This is a genomic window from Telluria sp. LT2P80 (assembly GCF_059685955.1).
Map to the genome: position 1 here is coordinate 1,229,453 of NZ_JCASIO010000001.1, position 22,422 is coordinate 1,251,874.

The window sequence follows — 22,422 nt, forward strand, 5'->3', positions numbered from 1 at the left end:
AATCATTCTCGTCGTTACATCTTGAAACAAAAACCAGGTTAAATATACTCAGCCATTAATTCCCATTACATAAAAAAACCCGGAATCCCGGGTTTTTTTATTATCGGATAGACAAAGGTCAACGCCAGGTCGCACCGCCATTGACGGTGCGGCGATCATCGATGCGCCCGTCGAAGATCGTTGCCGCAGTCGACGACGAACCCCGTTCATTGGTCAGCAGTCCCTGAATGTTCAAATACCCCTGACGCCCGGCAGCATCACCTCGCAGGCGACCGTCGCTGCTGACCGTGCCGTCACCACGCAGCTTGACGATATCGCTGCGCGTGGTCAGATCCATATTGGTGTTGAAACTGCGTTTCGCGAAATCGACGTTCAGCGCACCATTCGACAAGGTCGCTGGCGCGGTCACGATAATGCCGTTGCCATATTCGGTCATGACATATGCCTCACTGCTGCGCAGGCTGAATCCGACGCTGCCGTTATTTGGCGCGACATACTCTTTACCTGGCGTACGGAACAGTGCGAAATAACCATTGAGCGCAATCCGTTCATTCTTTGCATCTTGTGCGGCAAAGTCGAACGGCGCCGCATCGCCGTTCACCGGTTGCCAGCGTCCCCAGATGGCAAAGCGCTCGGCCGGGTTCGGCACACCGACCGGCGGCAGCGGCGACACCGGCGTCTCGGGTACCGGCGTTGGCGCAGGCCCTGGCGTGACCGGGGTTTCAGGCACCGGGACCACCACGACCGGCGTTTCCACGTCAGGCAGGTCGACCGGCGGGTTCGCCGGCTCGGCAGGCCCAGGATTGACGACCTTGTCGATGGCGGTGTTCAGGCCGATGTTCTTGGCCACCTCGACATTGACCTTTGGCTGGTCGGCATCCTTCTTGGTCAGGGGTTCATCGGGACGCGGCGGGGCGGCCTGATCCGGGCTCTGGCCGCCCGCTTCAAGCACCTGCGGCGCGGCCTGGCCACGCGTGACCTGCACGAGTTGCCCGCGCTGGGCCGCGCTCAGTTCACGGCTGGCACCGCCTTCGCACGGCCCTGCCCCGTCTGGCCGGCAACTGCCCACGAAGCCGCTCACGACGACGCCGCCCGAAAACACGGAGACGCGCGACGTATCGTTGTCGGTCGTGACCGTGAAATCGGTGCCGCGCACGCCGATGGCGGCCACGGGCGTGTTGAAGCGGAAATTCTGGCGCGCCTGCTTGACGGCCTCGCCCGATTTGCTGCGCGCAGTACCACTGAGCAGCTCGAACTTGACGCGGGTGTTGGCGGGGTTCTGCTTGTCGATCTGGTACGTGACGATGCGGGCCCGGGTCTGTGGGCGCAGGATGAAGAGGCCATTGTCGGCTGTCTTCACATACATATAGCCATCGGCGCCCGTGGACAGCATCTGCCCTTCTTCGACGCGCGCGCCTTCGACGGCCGCGCGCTCGCCGGCCGAGGCTGCGCCGGTTACGAAAATGATCTTGCCCGCCTCGGCGGCATGGGCAAACTGCGCGGCGCATGCAAGCGTGGCGGTAATGAATAATTTGTGCAAGATAGACCCCTTTCCTTCCCACTGTACCGCGTCGCCTTGACGCGCTGCTGTGACGGTTATCACATTCTATCGCAAAGGAACCGTGCCGATATGGGCATTTCAGTGTGCGATATTTCCAAATAAACAATGCAATCGGGCAATGCGACCAGTTATACTGCGTCACTACACTTCACCAACCAAATCTTTGACAAGAGCGCAGCGCGTGGCTGAACCGAGAACGCAAGCACGTACCCGTGGCCGCTGGATCATCGCTGCGCTGGCTTTGATGGTCACTCTCTGGACACAGTGGAGCACCACGGCGGGCGTGTCGCCATCTGACAACAGGTGGTCGCGGATCGGCCTCAACCAGGTGGCCTTCCTGCCCAATGAATGGCTGCGCGACGCCTTCCTGCGCCTGCAGGTCAGCACCGCGCCCGAACCGCGCATTCTGGTCGTCGATATCGATGAAGCCTCGCTGCGCGAACTCGGTCCATGGCCCTGGCCGCGCGAGCGCCTGGCGCACCTCGTGGAAATCCTGCTCACCCGCTACGCCGCGCGCGGCGTTGCCCTCGACATCCTGCTGCCGGCCGCGAGCGGTACCGATGGCGACATGCGCCTGGCCCTTCTTGCTGCGCATGGCCCGCTGGTGCCGGCCCAGGCCTTCGATTTCGACTTTGCCGGCAACCGGCCGCAGCCGGTGCTCGACGGCCACCTGGGCGGCGCGATCGCCGGCCAGGCCGGCGGCGTGCCGGCCACCGGCTTCATCGGCAACTTCCCGGGGCTGGCGCGGGCGCCGCATGTCGGCGCGATCGGTTTCATCCCCGATGCCGATGGCGCCCTGCGCCACGTGCCGCTGGTGACGCGCTTTGGCGGCAAGGCGTATCCGGCGCTTGGACTGGCCCTGGTCAACTGCTGCACCGGGCAGCCGGCGCTGGCCGTCGACAACGCCGGCCTGATGCGCATTCCCTATACACGGGACTGGCGCGCCTATACGGTGGTCAGTGCCGGCGACATCCTGGGCCAGCGCATTGCCCCCGAGGGCGCCAGCGAGCGCCTGGTGCTGATCGGCTCATCGTCGCTGGGCATGGGTGACCGGGTTTCGACGCCGCTCGCCGCCAACCGCCCGGGGCTCGGTGTCCAAGCCACCATCCTGTCGGCCCTGCTTGACCGCCAGGAAGGCAAGCAACCGGCGCCGTGGCCGGGGCGCCTGATCGCCTGCCTGTTTGCGCTGGCGTCGTGCGTCGCCTGCACGCTCGCCTTCCCGCGCCTGTCGGCCGCCAATTGCGTATTGCTGCTGGGCGCCAGTTCGGCCTTGTGGCTGGGACTGGCTTACATTGTGGCGCCGCACGACCCGGTGTTCGCGCCGGTGGGGCCGCTGGGCACCAATCTGTTCCTGCTGGCGGTGGCGGTGCCCTACGGCTGGCAGCAGGCCCAGCGCCGCTCGCGCCACCTGCTGCAGACGCTGCGGCAATACGTGGCGCCGGCCGTCGTCGAGCAATTGCTGCGCAGCGAAGAAGAAGACCCGCTGCGCCCGCGCCGCTGCGACGTGACTACGCTCGTGGCCGACATGGAAGGGTACACGAGCCAGGTCGAGACGCTGCCGGTGGAAGCAGCGGCCACGCTCACGCGCGACTTCCTCGATTGCCTGACCGGCCCCGTGATCGATCACCAGGGCACGCTCGACAAGTACACGGGCGACGGGATGATGGCGTTCTGGGGCGCACCGTTGCCGCAGGCCGAGCATGCCGACCTGGCGCTCGATGCGGCGCGCGCGATCCAGGTGCGCGTCGACGAACTCAGCGCAAGCCGGGTGCGTCAGGGTTACCAGCCGCTGCGGGTGCGGATCGGGATCGAAAGCGGCGCCGCGATGGCGGGCGACTTTGGCACGATGTTCCGCAGCATCTATACTGCGGTCGGCGACGGCGTCAATACGGCCGCCCGCCTGGAGCAGGTCGCGCGTGATTTCACGCACAATGTCATTATCGGTCCGGGAACGGTCGAGCGCAGCGAGCGCCACTGTTTCCTCGCCCTGGGCGAGCGCCTGCTGCGCGGCAAAGAAAGAGCTACCCCTTTGTATACATTCGAACCCAGTCTGCAAGCCAGCAGCGCCGCGCCGGAGCAGGCATCGTGAACCAGACCCTCATCGTGCGCGCGATAGCGGGCCTCTGCCTGGCACTGGCCTGCAACGGCGCGCTCGCGCAATCGGGCAGCCCGTCGCCTGGCGCCAGCCCTGAAGACGCTGCCCTGCCCCGTCCATCCGGGCATACGGCGGAAGAACTGCTGTATCAGGAAGCCCTGCAGTCGCTGGCCGAAGGCCGCAAGAGCGATGCGTCGGAGCAGATGACACGCCTGATCGGCATCGTGCCGCAGCACGCCGGCGCCTGGCTCGACCTGGCCCTGATCCAGTGCAGCCTGGGCCAGGGCGATGAAGCAGAGCGCCTGTTCGCCAATGTCGAAACCCGCTTCAATCCGCGCCGTGAAATCCTCGAACTGATCGCCGAGGCGCGCGACACCGGCTGCGTGCGCTGGACGCCGGCGAGCACTGCCGCCATCAGCGTCAGCCGCGGCGTCGACGATAACGTGAACCAGGGCGCCAGCAATTCGACGTTCATCGTCGAAGGTCCGGACGGTACGGTCGAACTGCCACTGCTGGCCGATTTTTTGCCCAAGCATGACGGCTACACGCAAGTGAGCGCCGACTACCTGCGTGACATCACGGCCAACGGCACACTCGGTTTTCTGCAATTCCAGGGCCGGCGCTACGACAGCCTGCACGACTACGACACCACGGCACTGTTCGGCGGCGTCGAATCGCCGTGGCGGCTGGGTACATGGCTGGTACGCGGCACCGCCTCGGTCGGACTCACGGGCATGGGCGGCCATCTGTACCAGCGCCAGGGCCAGGCCCAGGTGCGCGTGACGCCACCCGTGCCGCTGCCGCCACGCACCCAGTTGCACCTGATCGGCGCGGCCACCCGCACCGACTATGCCACCCTGAGCGCGTTCGACGCCAACCTGATCGAGGCACGCGCGCTGCTGAGCCACTACACGGGTGACCTCAGCGCCACCGTGACTGCCGGCGTACAGTCCGACCGCGCGCTGGCCGACCGCCCCGGCGGCAACCGGCATGGCGCCTACGTCAGCCTGAACCTGCGCCGCCCGCTCGGCTGGAGCACGACCGGCGAACTGGCCTATACCCGCCAGAGCTGGGACAGCGCCAGTCCCTATTCGCCCGAGCTCCTGATCGACCAGGTACGCGCCCAGCGCACGCAGGTGCTGCGCGCCTCGCTGACGTACCAGATCGGCAAGCAGCAGCGTATCGTTCTGGAGGCCCGCGCAGTGCGCAACCGCGAGAACATCTCGATCTTTCAGTACAATAATCGCCAACTGCAGTTGAGCTGGCAATGGCATACGCCATAGGCGGTACAATCGCGGTCCTGATTTGTAGAGGACCCTCTGGTGAGACTGGAAGCGATTTTGTTGGTCTGCGCGTCGCTCGGACTGTTGGCCGGGTGTCTGGTGCCCAACCGCTGGCTGCCGCCTCTGCCGAACGATAAACTGATGCATTTTGGCGCCTTCGCGCTGTTGACCGTGCTGGCCCTGCGCATTGCGCAGGACGGTGTCGAGGCAGCATGGTGGATGGCTGGCCTGCTGGTGTTCGGCTGGTTGATCGAATGCCTGCAAGCCCTGGTGCCGGATCGCCGCTTCTGCTGGCGCGATCTGGCTGCCAATGCGGCCGGCATCGGCTGCGCCGCCCTGGCCGTCTTCGTGGCCGGGCATTTTTGACGAGACCGACACATCCATGAGTACCAGCGCCAAGCTTTCCCTGAAATCCGCCGCTGCCGCCGCTGCCGCTGCCGCGCCTGCGCAAGAAGCGGCCGTTGGCGCTGCGCCGCAACTCCAGGAACACCAGGTCCAGGTTCACCTGCGCAAGATTCCGCTGTTTTCCGAGCTGAGTGACGAAGACATCGCGCGCGTCAAGAGCGAGATGCGTTACCGCCATTTCCCGAAACGCACGGTGGTCCTGCACAAGGGCGGCGTCGCCGATGCGCTGCTGTTCCTGCTTTCGGGCCAGTTGCAAGTGGTCGACGTGACCGAAGACGGGCGCGCGGTCGGCCTGCGCATGCTGGCGGCCGGTGACTTCTTTGGCGAGATCGCCCTGATCAACGGCTCGACCCGCTCGGCGTCGGTGGTGGCCATGACCGAGGTGCTGGTCGCGTTCTTGCCAGCGTCGACCGCGATGCACCTGTTCTCGCACTCGCCGTCGGTGGCGCACAAGATGCTCGGCCACCTGGCCCAGAAGATCCAGCGCGATTCCGAGTTCCGCGCGCTTCTCAGCATCAACAACACGACGCGCCGCATCTACACCTACATCGCGCTGATGCCGCAGACCGAGGACAAGGAAGGCCAGCGTGTGGTCGAGAACCTGCCAACGCACCAGGACATCGCCAACATGATCAACACCAGCCGCGAAACGGTCACCCGCGCCCTGCTGGTGCTGGCGCAGCAGGGGGTCGTGCTCAAGGACGCGCACCGCCTGGTGATCCTCGATCCGGACGCACTGCAGCGGCTGGCACAAGGTTCATCCTGAATCCTGTACAGACGCGCCCTCCCGCTTCGTGACGATCACCTAGGCAGGCACCGCGGGTACTCCCGGCGAAAACTGCTAGCGTATTCCTTTCAGCGCCCTGTCGCTGATATTGACGACATTCGTGTTTTTGATGACAGGTGCCCACTTGATCAGGTCACGCTGGTCGATCTTCGGACCAGGCGGGCACAGAATGTCGCAGCAACCGCTTGAACACGGCGGATCCTTGGGTGTTGGATCCTTGGGCGTTGGATCCTTGGGAGGTTTGGGCTCTCTTGGTTCGGGAATATTGGGCGTGTCAGGAACGCCGGGGTCTTCGGGTGTATCTCCGGCAACCATCGTGGGCCGGAATTTCAGTTGTTTGACAGGCTGAAAATTTGTGGCCCTGCCGATAACGAGACCGTCGACCACGATGACCGTATTGCCGGACGGTGCGTAATAGATTGTCGTTTTCTCAGCCGCCTGAGCTTGCATGCAAAGTGGCAGCAAGAAACCCGCGCCAATCAGACTTTTTCGTAATGTCATAAGGTACTCCTCGTTGGTGAATTACTGCAGAAAGTGCATGTAATCGAGTCAGACCTGACAAAACCGGGAAGATTTTCATGCTGATCCAATGGTTTAACAGAGATCAAATAGCGGTGGCTGACAAGTGCCTTGGCGAAGCAAACCACCTGCCACAGTCGATGACACGTCGTTACAATTGAACAATTTGTAGGCAGGACCGTGCGGTATAATTCCGCTCTTATTGCAGCCTGCATTACTATGACGACAACACTTCCGCCCTCTTGCGAGGCGCTTCCGAACACCCTCATTCCATGATCCTGCCCCTGATGCTGCGCGGCCTGTGGGCCTATCGCGGTTTCGTCCTGGGCAGCGTGCAACGCGAATTCCAGTCGAAATACGCCAATGCGATCCTGGGCGCCGTCTGGTCGCTGCTCAGTCCGCTTGCGATGATCCTGGTGTACACCGTGATCTTCGCCGAGGTCATGCGCACCAAGATGCCGGGCTCGGATTCGACCTTCGCCTATTCCATCTACCTGTGCGCCGGCATCCTGACCTGGGGCCTGTTCGCCGAGATGGTCGGGCGCGGGCAGACGATGTTCCTGGAACAATCCAATCTGCTGAAAAAAGTCAGTTTCCCGCGCATCTGCCTGCCCGTGATCGTCACGCTCAATGCGCTGGTCAACTTCGGCATCATCTTTGGGCTGTTCGTCGTGTTCCTGATCGTCACCGGCAATTTCCCGGGCGCGGTGTTCGTGACCCTGCTGCCGGTGCTGGTGCTGCAGGTGATGCTGGCGCTGGGCATCGGCATGGTGGTCGGCATCCTGAACGTGTTTTTCCGCGACGTCGGCCAGTTCATGACGATCGCGCTGCAGTTCTGGTTCTGGCTCACGCCGATCGTCTATCCGGCCAGCATCCTGCCCGAGCACGTGCGCCCGATCCTCCACTGGAATCCGATGGCCCCGATCATCGCGACCTGGCAGGGCGTGCTGGTCAAGGGCACGCCGCCGGACTGGGGCAGCCTGGTCTATCCGCTGGTGGTCGCGCTGCTGCTGTGCACGCTCGGTCTGCGCATGTTCCGCAAGCGCGCCGGCGAAATCGTGGATGAACTGTAATGGGATCGATCGTCGCCAGTGGCCTGGGCAAGGCCTACAAACAATATAACAACCGCTGGGCGCGCCTGGCCGACTGGACCCTGCCGGGCCAGCGCCACACGCTCAAGTGGGTGCTCGAAGACATCGGCTTCACGATCAGGCCGGGCGAAGCCGTCGGCCTGATCGGTGTGAACGGCGCCGGCAAGAGCACGCTGCTCAAGCTCATCACGGGCACGACGCAGCCGACCACCGGTGCGGTGACCCTGGAAGGGCGCGTCGCCGCCCTGCTCGAACTGGGGCTGGGCTTTCATCCCGACTTCACCGGGCGCCAGAATGCGCTGATGGCCGGCCAGATGATCGGGCTGGACGCCGACCGCGTCGAAGCGCTGATGCCCGAGATCCTGGCCTTTGCCGACATCGGCGAGTACATCGACCAGCCGGTGCGCGTGTACTCGAGCGGCATGCAGGTACGCCTCGCGTTTGCCGTGGCCACCTGCGTGCGGCCCGACATCCTGATCGTCGACGAAGCCCTCGCCGTGGGCGACGTGTTCTTCCAGCAAAAGTGCTATGCCCGCATCGAAGGCTTCATCAAGGCCGGCACCACGCTGCTGTTCGTGTCGCACAGCGCCGGCACGGTACTGAATATCTGCAATCGCTGCATTTTCCTGCGCGGCGGCAAGGTCGCCTTCGACGGTTCGCCGGCCGATGCGCTCGATCTGTACCAGGCCGAATTGCTGGGCCGGCTCGACCAGGCGCCGGATGCGATCCAGATTCAGGGTGACGCGGCGCCCCTGGCCCCGATCGAGCGTGAGCACCTGACGGTCGTTGCCGGCAAGACTGGCAGCATCACCACGCCTGGCGCCGATTGCGTCGGCGTGCGCCTGCTCGACCGCCATGGCGCCGAGCGCGCCACGCTGATGGCCGACGAAATGGTCACGCTGCAGGTCGACTACCTGCTGCACGAAGACGTTGCCGAGCCGCACATCGGCTTCAAGATCCGCAACCGCTACGGCGCCACGCTGTTCGAGACCAACAGCTACTGCATGCGCCACGCGCCCGGCCCGACCGCGCGCGGCGCGATCATCAGCGCCAGCTTTGCCCTGAACCTGTCGCTGTTCCCGGACGAGTACACGCTCACCGTCGGCCTGGGCGCCGGCGGCCATGGCGAAGGCGCATTCGAAAAAGTGCTGAACTACCTGCACGAAGCGCACAGCTTCGTGGTCGCGCCGAATCCGTCAGCGATCGTCTGGGGCGGCCTGGTCAACCTGCATCCGCAGCTCAAGTTCAGCATCCGCTGACCCGATTGGATACCACCATGCCTGAACACGATTCCACTTCATCCCGGCAGGACCACGCCGCCATCGTGCGCGGCCTGTACCGGGGCTTCCTGGGCCGCGAGCCCGATCCGGCCGGCCTGGCGTACTGGAGCGCGCGGCTGGCCGAAGGCGCCGCCGCCGACGAATTGCTGGCCGCCCTGATGGCGTCGAGCGAATACGGCCTCGGTCACGGCGCGCCCGGCGCGGCCGGCATCGATGCCGTCAAGGCGCAGGTCGCGGCCGCCGCCGCGCCACTGCTGGCGCGCCCGCTCACCGTGGTCGACATCGGCGCCCAGGAACTGGAAAACGAAGACCATGTGTATGCGCCGCTGACGCGCCATGGCCTGCCGTATCGCATCATCGGCTTCGAGCCGCAGCAGGACAAGATCGACGCGAGCCGCCGCAACAACCCGGACAGCCACGTCACGCTGTACCCGACCTTCATCGGCGACGGCGGCCAGCACACCTTCCACATCAACAACGACGACGCCACCTCGTCGCTGCTGCCGTTCAACCGGACCCTGACCGCGCAACTGCGCGACCTCGATCACCTGACGACGGTGCAGACCGAGAGCGTGGCTACCAGCCGCCTGGACGACGTGCTGGCGGATGCCGGCCCGATCGACTTCCTGAAACTCGACATCCAGGGGTTTGAGCTGCCGACGCTGCGCCACGCGACGGCGGTGCTGGCGCGGACCAACGTCGTGCACTGCGAAGTTTCGTTTGCGCCGATCTACGAAGGACAGGCGCTGTTCTCGGAGATCGAGACGCTGCTGCGCGCCGCGGGCTTCTACCTGCTCGACTTCTCGTCGCTGTGCCGCTACCCGAGCGCCGGCAGCGCGGCGCGCTCGCGCGACCGCCTCGGCTGGGGCGACGCGGTGTTCGTGCGCGAAGCCACGGCGCAGCAGGACCTGCTGGCGCAGGCGCTGGTGCTGCTGCTCGTGTATGACAAACCGTCGGCCGCACATGCGCTGGCACGCCAGGCCGATGCGGCCGGCGCCGGCGCCGGTAGTAGCGCAGGCAATACGCCACTGGCCCACCTGTTCGGACAGGCCCAGGCATGAAAGACCGCATGAGCTATTTCATCTCGTATTCCCAGAACAATGAAGACGTGCTGCTGTGGCGCGCGCTCGGCCACATCAAGAACGGCTACTACATCGACGTCGGCGCCAACGACCCGGTCGAGCACTCGGTCACCAAGGCGTTCTACGACGCGGGCTGGAACGGCATCAGCATCGAGCCGCTGCCCTCGTTCCACCAGGCCTTCGAAGAGCAGCGCCCGCGCGACGTCAACCTGGCCGTTGCCGCCGGCGCCACGGATGGCGAACTGACGCTGTACGACGTACCGGCCGTGCGCGGCTGGGCCTCACCCGAAGCATCGGTCGCCGAGATGCACCGCGCCGAAGGCCATGACGTGGCCGAGATCACGGTCCCCGTGCGCACGCTGGCCGGCATCTGCGCCGAACACGTCCGGGGCGAGATCCATTTTCTGAAGATCGACGTCGAAGGCTTCGAAGGCGAAGTGCTGCGCGGGATGGACTTCGGACGCTGGCGCCCATGGGTGCTGGTGATCGAGGCGACGCTGCCGAACAGCCGCGATACCAACCACGCCAGCTGGGAGCACATGGTGCTGGGCCAGCGCTATCACTACGCCTGGTTCGATGGCCTGAACCGGTATTACGTGGCCGAGGAACATGCCGCGCTGATGACGCAGCTGGACATCCAGCCCAACGTCTTCGACGGCTTCGTCTCGCACCATCTCGAGAAAGCCTGGGCCAGCGAACATGCACTGAACAAGGCGCTGGGCGAATCCAACGAGCATGCACGTGAACTGACCGCCAGGATCAATCACGTCGAATCGCGCGAACAAGCCTTGCACGGCCACCTGGAGCGCGTCGATGCGCAGGCCAGGGGCCTGCTCGAGCAGCTCGACGGCGCTTACCGCCGGCTTGACGAAGCCAATGCGCGCGTCAATGATCTGGGCGAGCGGGCCGACCACGCCACGCGCCGCGCCAGCGAAGAAGCGCAGCGCGCCAACGACGCCGAACAACGCAATGCGGCACTGACCCACGACCTGGCCCAGGTCCATGCGCAGGCCGAACGCCTGACCAACTGGGCCAAGGGCATGGAAGCGCACATCGTCGCAATCCAGCACAGCACCTCGTGGCGCGTCACGCGTCCGCTGCGCCGCGCCGGGACGGCGCTGCATGGACTGCGCCGCCCGCACCTGCTGCGCCGCGTCGTCACGCGCCTGACCCGCATCGAACTGCTGCGCCGCACGCTGATCCCGGTGCTGCTGCGCTTCCCGTGGCTGGCCCGCCGCGTGTCGGTGCAGCTGGCCACGATCAAGCAGACGGCCCCTGCGCCGCTGCCGGCGGACGTGCCGCCCGTGCCCGACGAACTGCGTGGCCTGCCAGAGTCGGTCCGCACCGTGCTGGCCGACCTGCAGCGCGCCCGCAATCTTCCTACAGGCAGTTGAACTCCATGCGTATCGTTATCGACCTTCTCGGCGCCGCCGACCGCGCCAGCGTGCCGGCGCCGGCCCTGGCCTTGTCCACTGCCATGGCACGCCTCGCGGCCGCCGACAGCCTCCATCACACGCTGTGGATCGCGGCCCCGCTGCACGACACCGTCACCCTCGAACTGCTGCGCCTCGAACCGGCGCTGGCGGCTCGCGTGCGCGCATTCGACCTACCGGCCGGCCCGGTGCATGCGCTGCTGCGCCGCCATGCCGTGGCAGGTCTGGCGCCCGATGCGGTACTGACCATCGGCGCCGGCGCCGACGCCGCAGATGCTGATGCGCCGTATCCGGTGCTGGCGCACGACGCCGCCGACACCGCGCAGGATGCCGCCGGCCTGCTGGCGCGCCTGTATGCGCTGGGAGAGGCTCCGGCCCGGCTGCTCCCGACCGGGCGGCCAAAGCTGGCCTATGTGTCGCCGCTGCCGCCCGTTCATTCGGGCATCGCCGACTACAGCGCCGAACTGGTGCCCGAGCTGGCGAAATACTACGACGTCGAACTCGTGGTCGCGCAAGAGACGATGGTCGACGCGCGCCTGGACGGCATGCTGCTGCGCGATCCGGCCTGGCTGCGCGCCCACGCGCACCAGTTCGAGCGCGTGGTCTACCACTTCGGCAATTCGCACGCCCACCAGCACATGTTCGAGCTGGTGCGCGACGTGCCAGGCGTCGTGGTGCTGCACGACTTCTTCTTCTCGGGCGTGCTCGACAACCTCGAACGCGAGCAATACCTGCCCAAGGGCTTCCTGCGCGCGCTGTATGCGTCGCATGGCTACTCGGGCCTTCTGTCGCACCGCAAGGAAGGCCGCAACCCGTCGATCTGGAAGTTCCCGCTCAATAAGGGCGTGCTCGATGCCGCCAATGGCGTGATCGTGCATTCCGACTTTTCCCGCCAGCTCGCCGCCGAATGGTATGGCGACGGCGCCGCCGACGACTGGCGCACGATCCCGCTGCTGCGTGGCCGGCCTGACGGCTGCGTCACCGACGAAGCCTGCCACAAGGCGCGGCGCGCCGCGCGCAAGCGCCTGAAACTGGCAGACGACGATTTCGTCGTCTGCACCTTCGGCATGCTGGGCAGTACCAAGCTCAATGCCGAACTGCTCGACGCCTTCCTGGCCTCGCCGCTGGCGGCCGATCCGCATTGCCACCTGGTGTTTGTCGGCGCCAACGATCCCGGCCCGTATGGCGAGGTGGTGGCGAAAACGATCAAGGCCAGCGGGGCTGCCGCGCGCATCCGCATCACCGGCTTCGTCGATGCCGGTGCCTACGCCGACTGGCTTGCTGGCTGCGACGGCGCCGTGCAGCTGCGCGGCGTCACGCGTGGCGAGACGTCGGCCTCGGTGCTCGACTGCCTGCTGTACGGCGCGCCGACGATCGTCAACGCCCACGGCTCGACCGCCGCACTGCCGGACGACGTGCTGATCAAGCTCGAAGACCGCTTTGCCACCGCCGACCTGGCTGCAAGCCTGGGCCGCCTGCGCCTGGACCGCGGCCTGCGCGAGCGCCTGTCGCAGCACGCCCTCGAATTCATGGCGGCCCACCACGCACCGGCGCAGGTCGGGCGCCAGTACGCCGAAGCGATCGAAGCGTTTGCGCACAACGGCCGCGACGCCGTGTATCGCCGCCTGGTGACGCAGGCCGCGCCGCTGTGCAGCGCGGCCGACCTGCCGGCGCTGGCCGCCGCGATTGCCTTCAACCGCGCGCCGACGCCGCAGCGCCAGCTGCTGGTGGACGTCTCGGCGTTGATGCAGTCCGACCTGCGCACCGGCATCCAGCGCGTGGTGCGCAGCATCCTGCGCTCGATGATCGCCAATCCGCCGCCGGGCCTGCGCATCGAACCGGTGTATTCGCACGGCGGTAACCAGCCGTATATCTACGCGCGCAGCTTCGGCATGAAGGTCGTCGACGAAACCGACCTGGTGCTCGAGGACGCGCCGGCCGACATCCGCCCGGGCGACATCTTCTTTGGCCTGGACCTGTTCACCAACGGCACGTCGCAGAACGAAGAACGCCTGCTCGACATGCGCATGCGCGGCGTCGAGGTGTACTTCGTCATCTACGACGTGCTGCCGATGCTGCGTCCGGAAGTCTTCCCGTTCGGGACCGAGCAGTATTTCGGCGACTTCCTGCGCACCGTGCACAAGGTGGCCGACGGCGTGCTGTGCATCTCGCGCGCCGTGGCCGACGAATTCGCCGGCTGGATCGCCAGCCAGAATCTGACGCGCACCACGCCATTCAAGCTGGCCCACTTCCACCTCGGCGCCGACATCGACGCCAGCGCGCCGAGCTTCGGCCTGCCGCCGGAAGCGGACCACGTGCTGGCCGAACTGGCCGCGCGCCCGAGCTTCCTGATGGTCGGCACGGTCGAACCGCGCAAGGGCCACGCCCAGGCGCTGGCCGCATTCGAGCTGCTGTGGGAAGCCGGCGTGGACGTGAACCTGGTGGTGGTCGGCAAACAGGGCTGGATGGTCGAGAAGGTCTGCGAACGCATGGCGGCCCATCCCGAGAAATCGGTGCGCCTGTTCTGGCTGCCGGGTATTTCAGACGAGATGCTGCTCAAGCTGTACGCCGGCTCCGCCGCCCTGCTGGCGGCCTCCGAAGGCGAAGGCTTCGGCCTGCCGCTGATCGAAGCGGCCCAGCATGGCATCCCGATCCTGGCGCGCAGCCTGCCGGTGTTCCGCGAAGTGGCGGGCGAGTACGCGTCGTACTTCGATGGCCTGGCCCCGAGCGACCTGGCCGACGCCATCACGGCCTGGCTGGCGCTGCACCGCGAGGGCAAGGCACCGGCGTCGACCGGCATGCCGTGGCTGACCTGGGATGGCAGCGCGCAGCAGGCACTCGATGCGCTGGTGCGACAGCGCTGGTATACAACCCTGCCGGGAAGCAAACCAGTAGTCAACTCAACAATAAATACCCGATAATGCACTCCTTGACCGATTCCCCCGTGAACGATATGAACGTTACCGCCCCGGCAGCGCCACTGCCCGCCCTCGCGGCGGCGCAGATCGCAGTCGTGATCCCGAGCTACCGCGTCACGCGTCACATCATCGGCGTCATCGCTGGCATCGGCCCTGAAGTGTCGCGCGTCTACGTCGTCGACGACCGCTGCCCCGACGGCAGCGGCGCGTTCGTCACCGCAAACTGCCACGACCCGCGCGTGACCGTGCTGACCCACACCGAGAACCAGGGCGTGGGCGGCGCCGTCATGACCGGCTACCGCGCCGCGATTCTTGATGGCGCCACCGTCATCGTCAAGCTCGATGGCGACGGCCAGATGGACGCGTCGCTGATCCCGATGTTCGTCGCACCGATCCTGGCCGGCGAAGCCGACTACACCAAGGGCAACCGCTTCTTCGACCTGGAGCGCATCGGCGCGATGCCGCCGATCCGCCTGTTCGGCAACGCGATGCTCTCGTTCATGACCAAGCTCTCGTCGGGCTACTGGCATCTGTTCGACCCGACCAACGGCTACACCGCGATCCATGCCGATGCGGCGCGCTACCTGCCGTTCGAGAAAATCAGCAAGCGCTACTTCTTTGAAAGCGACATGCTGTTTCGCCTGAACACGCTGGGCGCGGTGGCGGTCGACGTGCCGATGGACGCGGTCTACGGCGACGAGGTGAGCAACCTGAAGGTCTCGCAAGTGATCACCGAGTTCGCGGCCAAGAACGTGCGCAACTTCTTCAAGCGCCTGTTCTACAACTACTACCTGCGCAACCTGTCGGTGGCGTCGCTCGAACTGCCGATCGGCGTGGCCCTGAGCATGTTCGGCACCGTCTTCGGCATCACCCACTGGATCGCCTCGGCCCAGAGCGACGTCGCCACGCCGGCCGGCACCGTGATGCTCGCTGCCCTGCCCGTGATCATGGGCGTGCAGTTCATCCTGGGCTTCCTGAACTACGACATCGCGTCGGTGCCGACGCGCCCCCTGCACAAGAAGACGCTGTTCCGGCGCCGCAGCAATGGTTGAATCGGCGCGCCTGCGCCAGTTCTTCATCTACGTCGCCGGGGGCCTGCTGTGCGCGGCCATCGACGTCGGCCTGATGCACCTGTTGATCACCAACGGCGTGCACCCGGCAGGCGCGGCCAGCGTCGGTTTTGTTGCGGGCCTGGTGGTGAACTACGCATTCCATAGCAAGGTCACGTTCTCGCAGGCCGCCACGAAGGCGAGCTTTGCGCGCTACATGTGCGTGGTGGGCCTGAATTACTGCCTGACGCTCGGCTGCGTTGCGCTGGCCGTGGCCATGTTCGACAGCCCGATGGCCGGCAAGATCGTGTCGCTGCCGCTGGTGGCGGTCAATGGCTATCTGCTTGGCCGGTTCTGGATTTTTCGCTAATCGCGGCGCGCGGCGTCGCTTCACTCACCACGATGGATACCACGATGCTGCCTGCGTCCTCCCCCCTTGCCGCGCCTGTAACGACCAGGCGCGACTGGCTGATCCTGGTCGCGGTACTGGGCGCGGTGTTCGCCTGGCTGCTGTACCGCAATCTCGGCCTGAACCCGGCCATCTTTGCCGACGAGTGGTACTACAGCAAAATGGCACGACTGGTGCCGCTGAGCGAGTCGATCCTGCCGTCGTACCTGTACCTGTGGGTCTTCAGCGCCAGTTCGTCCTGTGGCACGGGCTTTCTCGACTGTGTCCGCATCGGCAATGCGATCCTGTTCGTTGGCGCCGGACCGTTCATCTACCTGATCACGCGCACGGTGGCGCGGCCGACGATGGCCGTGGCCGTGACGGTGTTCTCACTGCTGGGCCCGGTCAACCTGTACACCGCGTTCTTCATGCCGGAAGCGACCTATTACGCCGGCTTCATCGTCCTGAGCTGGGTGCTGCTCACGCGGTCAGGCTGGGGCTGGGCGCCGATGAGCGTGGCCGCCGGCCTCGTGCTTGGCATGATGAGCCTGGTGAAAGTGCACGCGATGTTCCTGCTGCCCGCCATTGCGCTGTTTCTGGTCTGCGCCGGCTGGCTGCAGGCACGCCAGCCGGGATCGCGCCATTGGCTCGTCACCGGCCTTGCCGGCGCCGTGCTGTGCGTGGCGGTCACGCTGGCGGTACGCTTCGGCCTGGGCTTCCTGCTCGCCGGCGCACCGGCGCTGAGCGTGTTCGGCGATTTTTATAACAACACCGCCAGCTCGAGCACCACGCGCTCGGTGTTCCACCTCGTCGCGCCCGGCTTCATCAATGGCCGCGGGCATGTGATGGTGCTGGCCTTGCTGATGCCGCTGCCGATGGCCTTGCTGCTGCTGTCGGTCGTCAGCCGCAGCACGCGCCGCGAAGCCAGCGCGCCGTTCAACCGTCTGGCGCTGTACACGCTGCTGGTGCTCGGGTCGACTGTCGGCATGACGGTGGCCTACACCGCCTCGATCGCCGGCGTCGGACCGCTCGAAGTCATCCGCCTGCACCTGCGCTATTACAGCTTCACGTTCCCGCTGCTGCTGGCGCTGGCCGCGGCCATCGTCGGTGTCCCGGCAAGCATGACGGCCGGGCGCGCCCGCACCGTCGTGGCGCTGCTGGTGGGTGCCGCCGTCCTGGCTGCACTGGTCATGATTCCGCGCTACGCCGCCACCGATATCGACGGCCCTGAAATCGCCGCCATCCATCTGGCCAGCTGGACCGGCTGGGTCATCGTCGCCCTCGACCTGATCGTGCTGGCATTGTGGGCGCGCGGTTCGCGCTGGGCCGGCTCGGCATTCCTGTTCGTGGCGCTGCCCGCCATGCTCGTGCTGGGTACGCACGCGACGGGGAACTACCTGCGCCAGCTCGCACCGCCAGGCTGGCCACCGGATAACGCCGGCAAGATGGCGCGCGACACCGTGCCGAAGAACGAGCACAAGCTGATCACCATCGCTGCAGACAGCGTGATGGACATCATGCGCGCGCAATTCCACATCGACGACAAGGACGCCGGCATGCTCGAGCTGGTCAAAGGCGCGCCGATCGAACACTACCAGCTGCCGGCGCGCCACAAGTGGCTGCTGGTCGTCGGTGACCACGCGCTGCCCGATGGCGTCGAGGTCGTCTCGAAAACGAACGAGTATGCGCTGGTGAAACTGGCGTCGGACTTCCAGCCGATCGGCTCCGTCGAACTGTCCAAAGCGTATGGCGCGGGCAGCATGCTGACGCAGGTCGACGGCCTGTCGGTTTCCGAACCGTGGGGCCGCTGGTCCGACGCCAAGCAGGTCGTGCTGCACTTCGACCGCCCATTGCCGGCGCAACTCGACGTCATCCTGAAAGGCCGCGCGTATGCCGACAACACCAATCTGCCGTTCACGATGCGTGTGGGCAGCGGCGACGCTGCGCCGAGCGCCACCTTCCGCCTGCCGGCCAGCTTCCAGGAAGTGCGTCTGCGCTTCGTCACCGACGGAACGCAGCGCACGCTGACGATCGACGTGCCGCGACCGATTGCGCCGAGCTCGCTGGGCGAGTGGCCGGACAACCGCGAACTCGGCATCGGTATCGCCGAAGTCAGCATCGGGTCCAGCGCCGCCAGGTAGGCGCGTCAGCGATACAAGCCACGGCATCGGCGGCAGCGTCGCCGATGCCGTCCGTGGTTCCACTGTCCCTTGCCGGGAGTGCCATGATCTCGTCCACCTTTGCGCGTGCGCGCGGCGCCTGGCGCCCCGCACTGTTCCTGGCGCTCGCCGCCACCCTCATCCTCGTCTACCTGCGCAACCACGGCCTGTATCCGGCCGTCTTCGCTGACGAGTGGTACTACAGCAAGATGTCGCGCCTGATGCCGCTGGCCGATTCGCTGCTGCCGTCCTATCTGTACCTGTGGCTGTTCAGCGCCACCAATGCCTGCGGCGCCGGCTTCCTCGAGTGCGCCCGGGCCGGCAACCTGCTCCTGTTTGCGGCCGGTCTTCCCTTCGTCTATCTGGTCGCGCGCCGCTTCGCGACGCCGCCCTGGGCCGGCCTGATCACGCTGCTGGCTGCCGCCGCGCCGCTCAATGTCTACACGATGTACTTCATGCCGGAAACCACCTACTGGTTCGGTTTCTGCCTGCTCGGCTGGATTGTTCTGACACGCACCGCATGGCGCCTCGTCCCGCTGGGACTGGCTGCCGGCATCGTGCTCGGCGCGATGAGCCTGGTGAAGGTGCATGCGCTGTTCTTGACCCCGGCGCTGGGCCTGTACCTGCTGTATGCGAGCTGGTTGCAGGGCGGCGCCACGCTGCAGTGGCTGGCACGTGGCCTGGGTGCGGCGCTCGCGGCAACTGTCATGACGGTGGCGCTGAAATTCGGCCTTGGCTGGCTGCTGGCCGGTAACGCCGGGCTCAGCCTGCTTGGGCCGTTCTATCAGGGCAATGTCAGCTCGGGCAGCACGACGGTACGCGCATCACTGCTTGCGCCGGTCCTGACCAGCGCCCTTGGTCACCTGATGGCGCTGGCGGTGCTGCTGGCCGTGCCGCTGGGAATCCTGGTCCATGGCGTGGCCACCGGTTCGCTCGGCCGCAGCGCGCCTGGCGCCAACCGCCTGCACGCCTACGTCTTGCTGATGCTGGGCGCCGCGCTCGGCATGACGGTCGTCTACACGGCCACGCTGGCCGATCGCGATGCGGTCGAAGGCATGCGCCTGCACCTGCGCTACTACAACTTCGTGTTCCCACTGCTGTGGCTGGTGGTCGCCGCCAGCCTGCGCACGGATCCCGGCGCCGGCCCGCGGGCACGGTGGTTGCGCTGGGCGCTGGCGCTGGCCCTTGGCCTGCTGGTGCTGCTGGCCTTCAACAGCCTGCCGGCCTACGCGCCCTCGATTGTCGACGGTCCCGATATCGCCTCGATCAACATGCGCTCGACATCGGGCCACGTCACGGTGGTACTGCAACTGGCGCTGCTGGCAGCCTGGGCCAGTGGGCGCTTCAATGCGGCGCGGCTGTTCTTGCTGGTGCTGCTGCCGATCACGATTTTGATCGGCCAGGACCGCATCGCCAAGTCGGCGTCGGCGCACCGCGCCAGCAGCCTGGGCGACCGCGCCGGCGCGCTGGTGCTCGCAACCGTGCCGGCGGCCGAACGCGGCCGCATCATTCTCGCCGGCGCCGATGCGATCGTGCCGCATATCATGCGTGCGCAATTTACCATTGACCGCGCCGACACCACGATGCTCGTGCTCCCCGAAGGTGCGCCGGTGCCGATGCAGCAGATCACCGCCGGGCAGCAATGGCTGCTGGTGCTGGGGCAACACGCGGCGCCGCTGGGCATCGTGATGGGGCAGACCGATGAAATGACACTGGTGCGCCTGCCGCAACAGCAGGCGCCGTTCGTGCACGCCAGCCTGGCCGCACCGCTCGACGGCGGGCCATTCACAAAGGTCGAGGGATTATCGGTGAGCGAGCCGTGGGGCCGCTGGTCGGATGCGAAACAGGTGGTGTTCCATTTCGAGCAGCCGCTGCCGCGCGGGCTGGTCGTGGTGCTCAAGGCGCGTGCCTTCGGCATCAATGCCACGCTGCCGTTCACGTTGCGGGTCGGCGATCAAGCCACGCAGTTCAGCGCCGGGCCGGGCTTCGAGCAGATCAATCTGTACCTGACGACCGATGGCGCCCAGCGCAGCCTGAGCATCGAGGTACCACAGCCGACATCGCCGGAAGACATCGGGACGCCCGGCGATCCGCGCAAGCTCGGCATCGGTATCAGCGAGCTGAGCCTGCGTGAGTCTCGCGTGCCGGCGCCGCTGCCTTGAGCCGTTGCTCTTCGGCGAACTTGGCACCGATGTACAGGTCGCCTTCATAGGTCAGATGGCTGATGTCGCGATACATCAGCTTGTCATCGATCATCGCCTTGCAGCGCGTCGCATCGCACAGGTACTTGACCGGGTCGAACACGGTGATCGACGGGAACTCCTTCAGAACGGAGGCCACGATGTCCCGGTGCGCGCCATAGGCTTTCTGGAAATCGCTGGCATCCATCGCGCACTCGCGGTTCGTGGTCGAGCTGGCGACGCCGGCGCGCTTGATGCACGCGCGCGGCTCGAAGTTCAGCAGCGGCACGTCGTAGAAATAGACGACGTGCTTGCCGGCATCCAGGAAGGTCTTCAATGTGTTGCGCAATTTATCGACGTACTGCTTGCCGTCTTCCCATTCGATATGGTGCTTCAGAGCCGTGGAAATGACGACGGTCTTGATGCTCGGCGTTGACAGCGCAAGGTCGAGCATCTGCGGCGTGGCTTCCTGGTAGTGGTCGTTGGGTTCGGGCTTGACGCCAAAGTACGGAATCCGTGTGCCCAAAAACAGCAGATTTTCGCCTTGCCCGGCATAGTATTTCGTCAGGCCGGCCACGACGTGATAGGCATGACTGTCGCCGATCAGCGCCACTGTCGGCGGGCGATCGACCTGCGCCAGCAGGCAGTATTTGTAGACCGTATCGAATCCAAACCGCTTCTTGCAGGCGGCAACGTTCGCGGTGTCTTCGACCAGGACCAGCGCACCCTGCAGATTCGCATTCTCGACGATGTGCGGTCGCGCCGGCATGCCTTTCTTGTTGTATACCCAGTTGCCGAAAGCGCCCAGCAGGACGATCAGCAGCGCCAGCACGATCGCAACCGTGTTGCTGCGCTGGCCGCGACGGCGGATCGGTTGCTCGACCAGCTTGAAGGTCAGCCACGCCAGCAGCAAGGCCACCAGCACTGCCCCAATGCGAATCTTCAGTGCCGGTACGCCCGACTCGACGATCTGCGCGAATGACAGCAGTGGCCAGTGCCACAGATACAGCGGATAACTGATCAGACCGACCCACACGATGGCCCGGTTCGACAGGATGACGCGGTTGAACCAGGCCCGCGGGCCGGCAGCGATCAGGCATGCCGCGCCGAGGGTCGGCAGCAGCGCCCACCAGCCTGGAAAGCCCTTGCCGCCCCGCACCAGCGCGCATGCCAGGACGATCAGGGCCAGACCGGCAAGCGACAGCAGATTGCGGCCGATCGCACTGTCCGAATCGAACAGGGGCCGGCTGTCCACACCCGTTCCGCTCGCGGCGGGCCGGCGCACGCTGCCGAACGACACCGACACCTTTTGCAGGGACAGATGGGCGAGCAAGGCGCCGATCAGCAATTCCCACGCACGGCTGGCGATTGAATAGAACGTCGCGCTCGGATAATTTTCAATGAAGGCAACGTTGACGAGCATCGAGGTCGCCAGCAGCGTGACGGTCAACCAGAACAGGTTGAGCCGGAACCGGAATGCCAGGGCCAGCAGGATCGGCCAGGCAATGTAGAACTGCTCTTCGATGCCCAGTGACCAGAGATGCAGCAGCGGCTTGGTTTCGGCAGCGGTGTCGAAGTAGCCGACCTCAAACCACAGAAACACATTCGACAGGAAGGTCGAGCCACCGACGATGTGCTTGCCAAGCATCCTGAATTCATCGGGGAACAGCGCGATCCAGCCAAAGGCCAGCGTTGCGGCCATCACCAGGATCAGGGCCGGGAAGATGCGCCTGGCGCGGCGGGCATAAAAATGGCCGTAGCTGAACGTTTTTGTTTCAAACTCGGCAATCAGGATCTTCGAAATCAGATAACCGGAAATCACGAAAAAGATATCGACGCCAATGAAGCCCCCAGGAATCAGCGTGGGGAAGGCATGAAACAGGACGACGATGGCCACCGCAATGCCGCGTATGCCATCAATGTCTGCGCGATATGGCAAATGTTGAGCAGCGACGATTGCCTGACGATCAGTGTGCACGAGAACTCCGAAGAAAATAGCTTTAAGGCAAGATTATCGCATGGGGTGATTGTTACCGAAAGGTATTTGCCAGCATGGGACCGCAAGCTGTGTCTTTTTTGTGGGGCTGCTCGATTCCCTTCCCGTGCGCAGGGCGACAGATCGGAACGGCGTACACCGCAGCGCCACTGCTTCCTGCACTGACTGCGCCTTTTTGTGCGCTCACGAACGGAAT

The 22,422-nt window shown here is 65.5% G+C and carries 17 protein-coding genes; 14 read left to right on the forward strand and 3 right to left on the reverse strand.

Annotated elements, in window-relative coordinates:
• Positions 1-118: 118 nt before the first annotated feature.
• Entirely contained in the window at positions 119-1,540 is a 1,422-nt protein-coding gene (locus AC56LW_RS05350) for a FecR family protein (protein ID WP_499632421.1), read from the reverse strand.
• A 202-nt stretch (positions 1,541-1,742) separates the two neighbouring features.
• On the opposite strand from AC56LW_RS05350, the gene AC56LW_RS05355 reads away from it, so the two are divergent.
• From AC56LW_RS05355 to AC56LW_RS05370, 4 genes are all read left to right on the forward strand, one after another.
• The gene (locus AC56LW_RS05355) at positions 1,743-3,650 is read left to right on the forward strand and encodes a CHASE2 domain-containing protein (RefSeq protein ID WP_499632424.1); all 1,908 of its coding nucleotides are present in this window, start codon (positions 1,743-1,745) and stop codon (positions 3,648-3,650) included.
• The gene (locus AC56LW_RS05360; RefSeq protein ID WP_499632427.1) at positions 3,647-4,939 is read left to right on the forward strand and encodes a tetratricopeptide repeat protein; all 1,293 of its coding nucleotides are present in this window, start codon (positions 3,647-3,649) and stop codon (positions 4,937-4,939) included. Before AC56LW_RS05355 ends, AC56LW_RS05360 begins: the two co-directional genes overlap by 4 nt.
• A gap of 141 nt (positions 4,940-5,080) precedes the next feature.
• A complete protein-coding gene (locus AC56LW_RS05365; protein WP_499632430.1) occupies positions 5,081-5,305 on the forward strand; it encodes a VanZ family protein in 225 nt (74 codons plus the stop codon).
• Between the two features lie 16 nt (positions 5,306-5,321).
• On the forward strand, positions 5,322-6,110 hold the full coding sequence (locus AC56LW_RS05370) for a Crp/Fnr family transcriptional regulator (protein WP_499632433.1): 789 nt from the start codon (positions 5,322-5,324) through the stop codon (positions 6,108-6,110).
• A gap of 75 nt (positions 6,111-6,185) precedes the next feature.
• Here the strand turns inward: AC56LW_RS05370 and AC56LW_RS05375 are convergent, their stop codons facing one another.
• The gene (locus tag AC56LW_RS05375) at positions 6,186-6,632 is read right to left on the reverse strand and encodes a hypothetical protein (protein ID WP_499632436.1); all 447 of its coding nucleotides are present in this window, start codon (positions 6,630-6,632) and stop codon (positions 6,186-6,188) included.
• A 290-nt stretch (positions 6,633-6,922) separates the two neighbouring features.
• Between AC56LW_RS05375 and AC56LW_RS05380 the strand changes: the two genes are divergently transcribed.
• From AC56LW_RS05380 to AC56LW_RS05420, 9 genes are all read left to right on the forward strand, one after another.
• Positions 6,923-7,723 carry an ABC transporter permease gene (locus AC56LW_RS05380; RefSeq protein WP_499632438.1) on the forward strand — a complete coding sequence of 267 codons (801 nt, stop codon included), beginning with the start codon at positions 6,923-6,925 and terminating at the stop codon, positions 7,721-7,723.
• Positions 7,723-9,000 carry an ABC transporter ATP-binding protein gene (locus AC56LW_RS05385; RefSeq protein WP_499632441.1) on the forward strand — a complete coding sequence of 426 codons (1,278 nt, stop codon included), beginning with the start codon at positions 7,723-7,725 and terminating at the stop codon, positions 8,998-9,000. The genes AC56LW_RS05380 and AC56LW_RS05385 overlap by 1 nt, the downstream gene beginning before the upstream one ends.
• A 17-nt stretch (positions 9,001-9,017) precedes the next feature.
• Positions 9,018-10,082, forward strand: coding sequence for an FkbM family methyltransferase (locus tag AC56LW_RS05390; protein ID WP_499632444.1), 1,065 nt, complete (start codon positions 9,018-9,020; stop codon positions 10,080-10,082).
• Positions 10,079-11,497: an FkbM family methyltransferase gene (locus AC56LW_RS05395; RefSeq protein ID WP_499632447.1), complete on the forward strand. Its 1,419-nt coding sequence runs from the start codon at positions 10,079-10,081 to the stop codon at positions 11,495-11,497. Before AC56LW_RS05390 ends, AC56LW_RS05395 begins: the two co-directional genes overlap by 4 nt.
• Positions 11,498-11,502: 5 nt before the next feature.
• Positions 11,503-14,457 carry a glycosyltransferase gene (locus AC56LW_RS05400; protein ID WP_499632449.1) on the forward strand — a complete coding sequence of 985 codons (2,955 nt, stop codon included), beginning with the start codon at positions 11,503-11,505 and terminating at the stop codon, positions 14,455-14,457.
• Positions 14,458-14,489: 32 nt separating this feature from the next.
• Positions 14,490-15,506 (forward strand): glycosyltransferase family 2 protein, encoded by a 1,017-nt coding sequence (locus AC56LW_RS05405; RefSeq protein ID WP_499632899.1) that lies wholly within the window; start codon positions 14,490-14,492, stop codon positions 15,504-15,506.
• Positions 15,499-15,873 (forward strand): GtrA family protein, encoded by a 375-nt coding sequence (locus AC56LW_RS05410; RefSeq protein WP_499503677.1) that lies wholly within the window; start codon positions 15,499-15,501, stop codon positions 15,871-15,873. Before AC56LW_RS05405 ends, AC56LW_RS05410 begins: the two co-directional genes overlap by 8 nt.
• A 44-nt stretch (positions 15,874-15,917) precedes the next feature.
• Entirely contained in the window at positions 15,918-18,032 is a 2,115-nt protein-coding gene (locus AC56LW_RS05415) for an ArnT family glycosyltransferase (protein ID WP_499632452.1), read from the forward strand.
• A gap of 83 nt (positions 18,033-18,115) precedes the next feature.
• A complete protein-coding gene (locus tag AC56LW_RS05420) occupies positions 18,116-20,212 on the forward strand; it encodes a DUF7024 domain-containing protein (RefSeq protein WP_499632455.1) in 2,097 nt (698 codons plus the stop codon).
• On the opposite strand, the gene AC56LW_RS05425 is transcribed toward AC56LW_RS05420, so the two are convergent.
• Positions 20,163-22,127: an acyltransferase family protein gene (locus AC56LW_RS05425; protein ID WP_499632458.1), complete on the reverse strand. Its 1,965-nt coding sequence runs from the start codon at positions 22,125-22,127 to the stop codon at positions 20,163-20,165. The genes AC56LW_RS05420 and AC56LW_RS05425 overlap by 50 nt on opposite strands.
• Here AC56LW_RS05425 and AC56LW_RS05430 point away from each other — a divergent pair.
• Positions 22,104-22,391 (forward strand): hypothetical protein, encoded by a 288-nt coding sequence (locus AC56LW_RS05430; protein ID WP_499632461.1) that lies wholly within the window; start codon positions 22,104-22,106, stop codon positions 22,389-22,391. The genes AC56LW_RS05425 and AC56LW_RS05430 overlap by 24 nt on opposite strands.
• Positions 22,392-22,422: the final 31 nt, after the last annotated feature.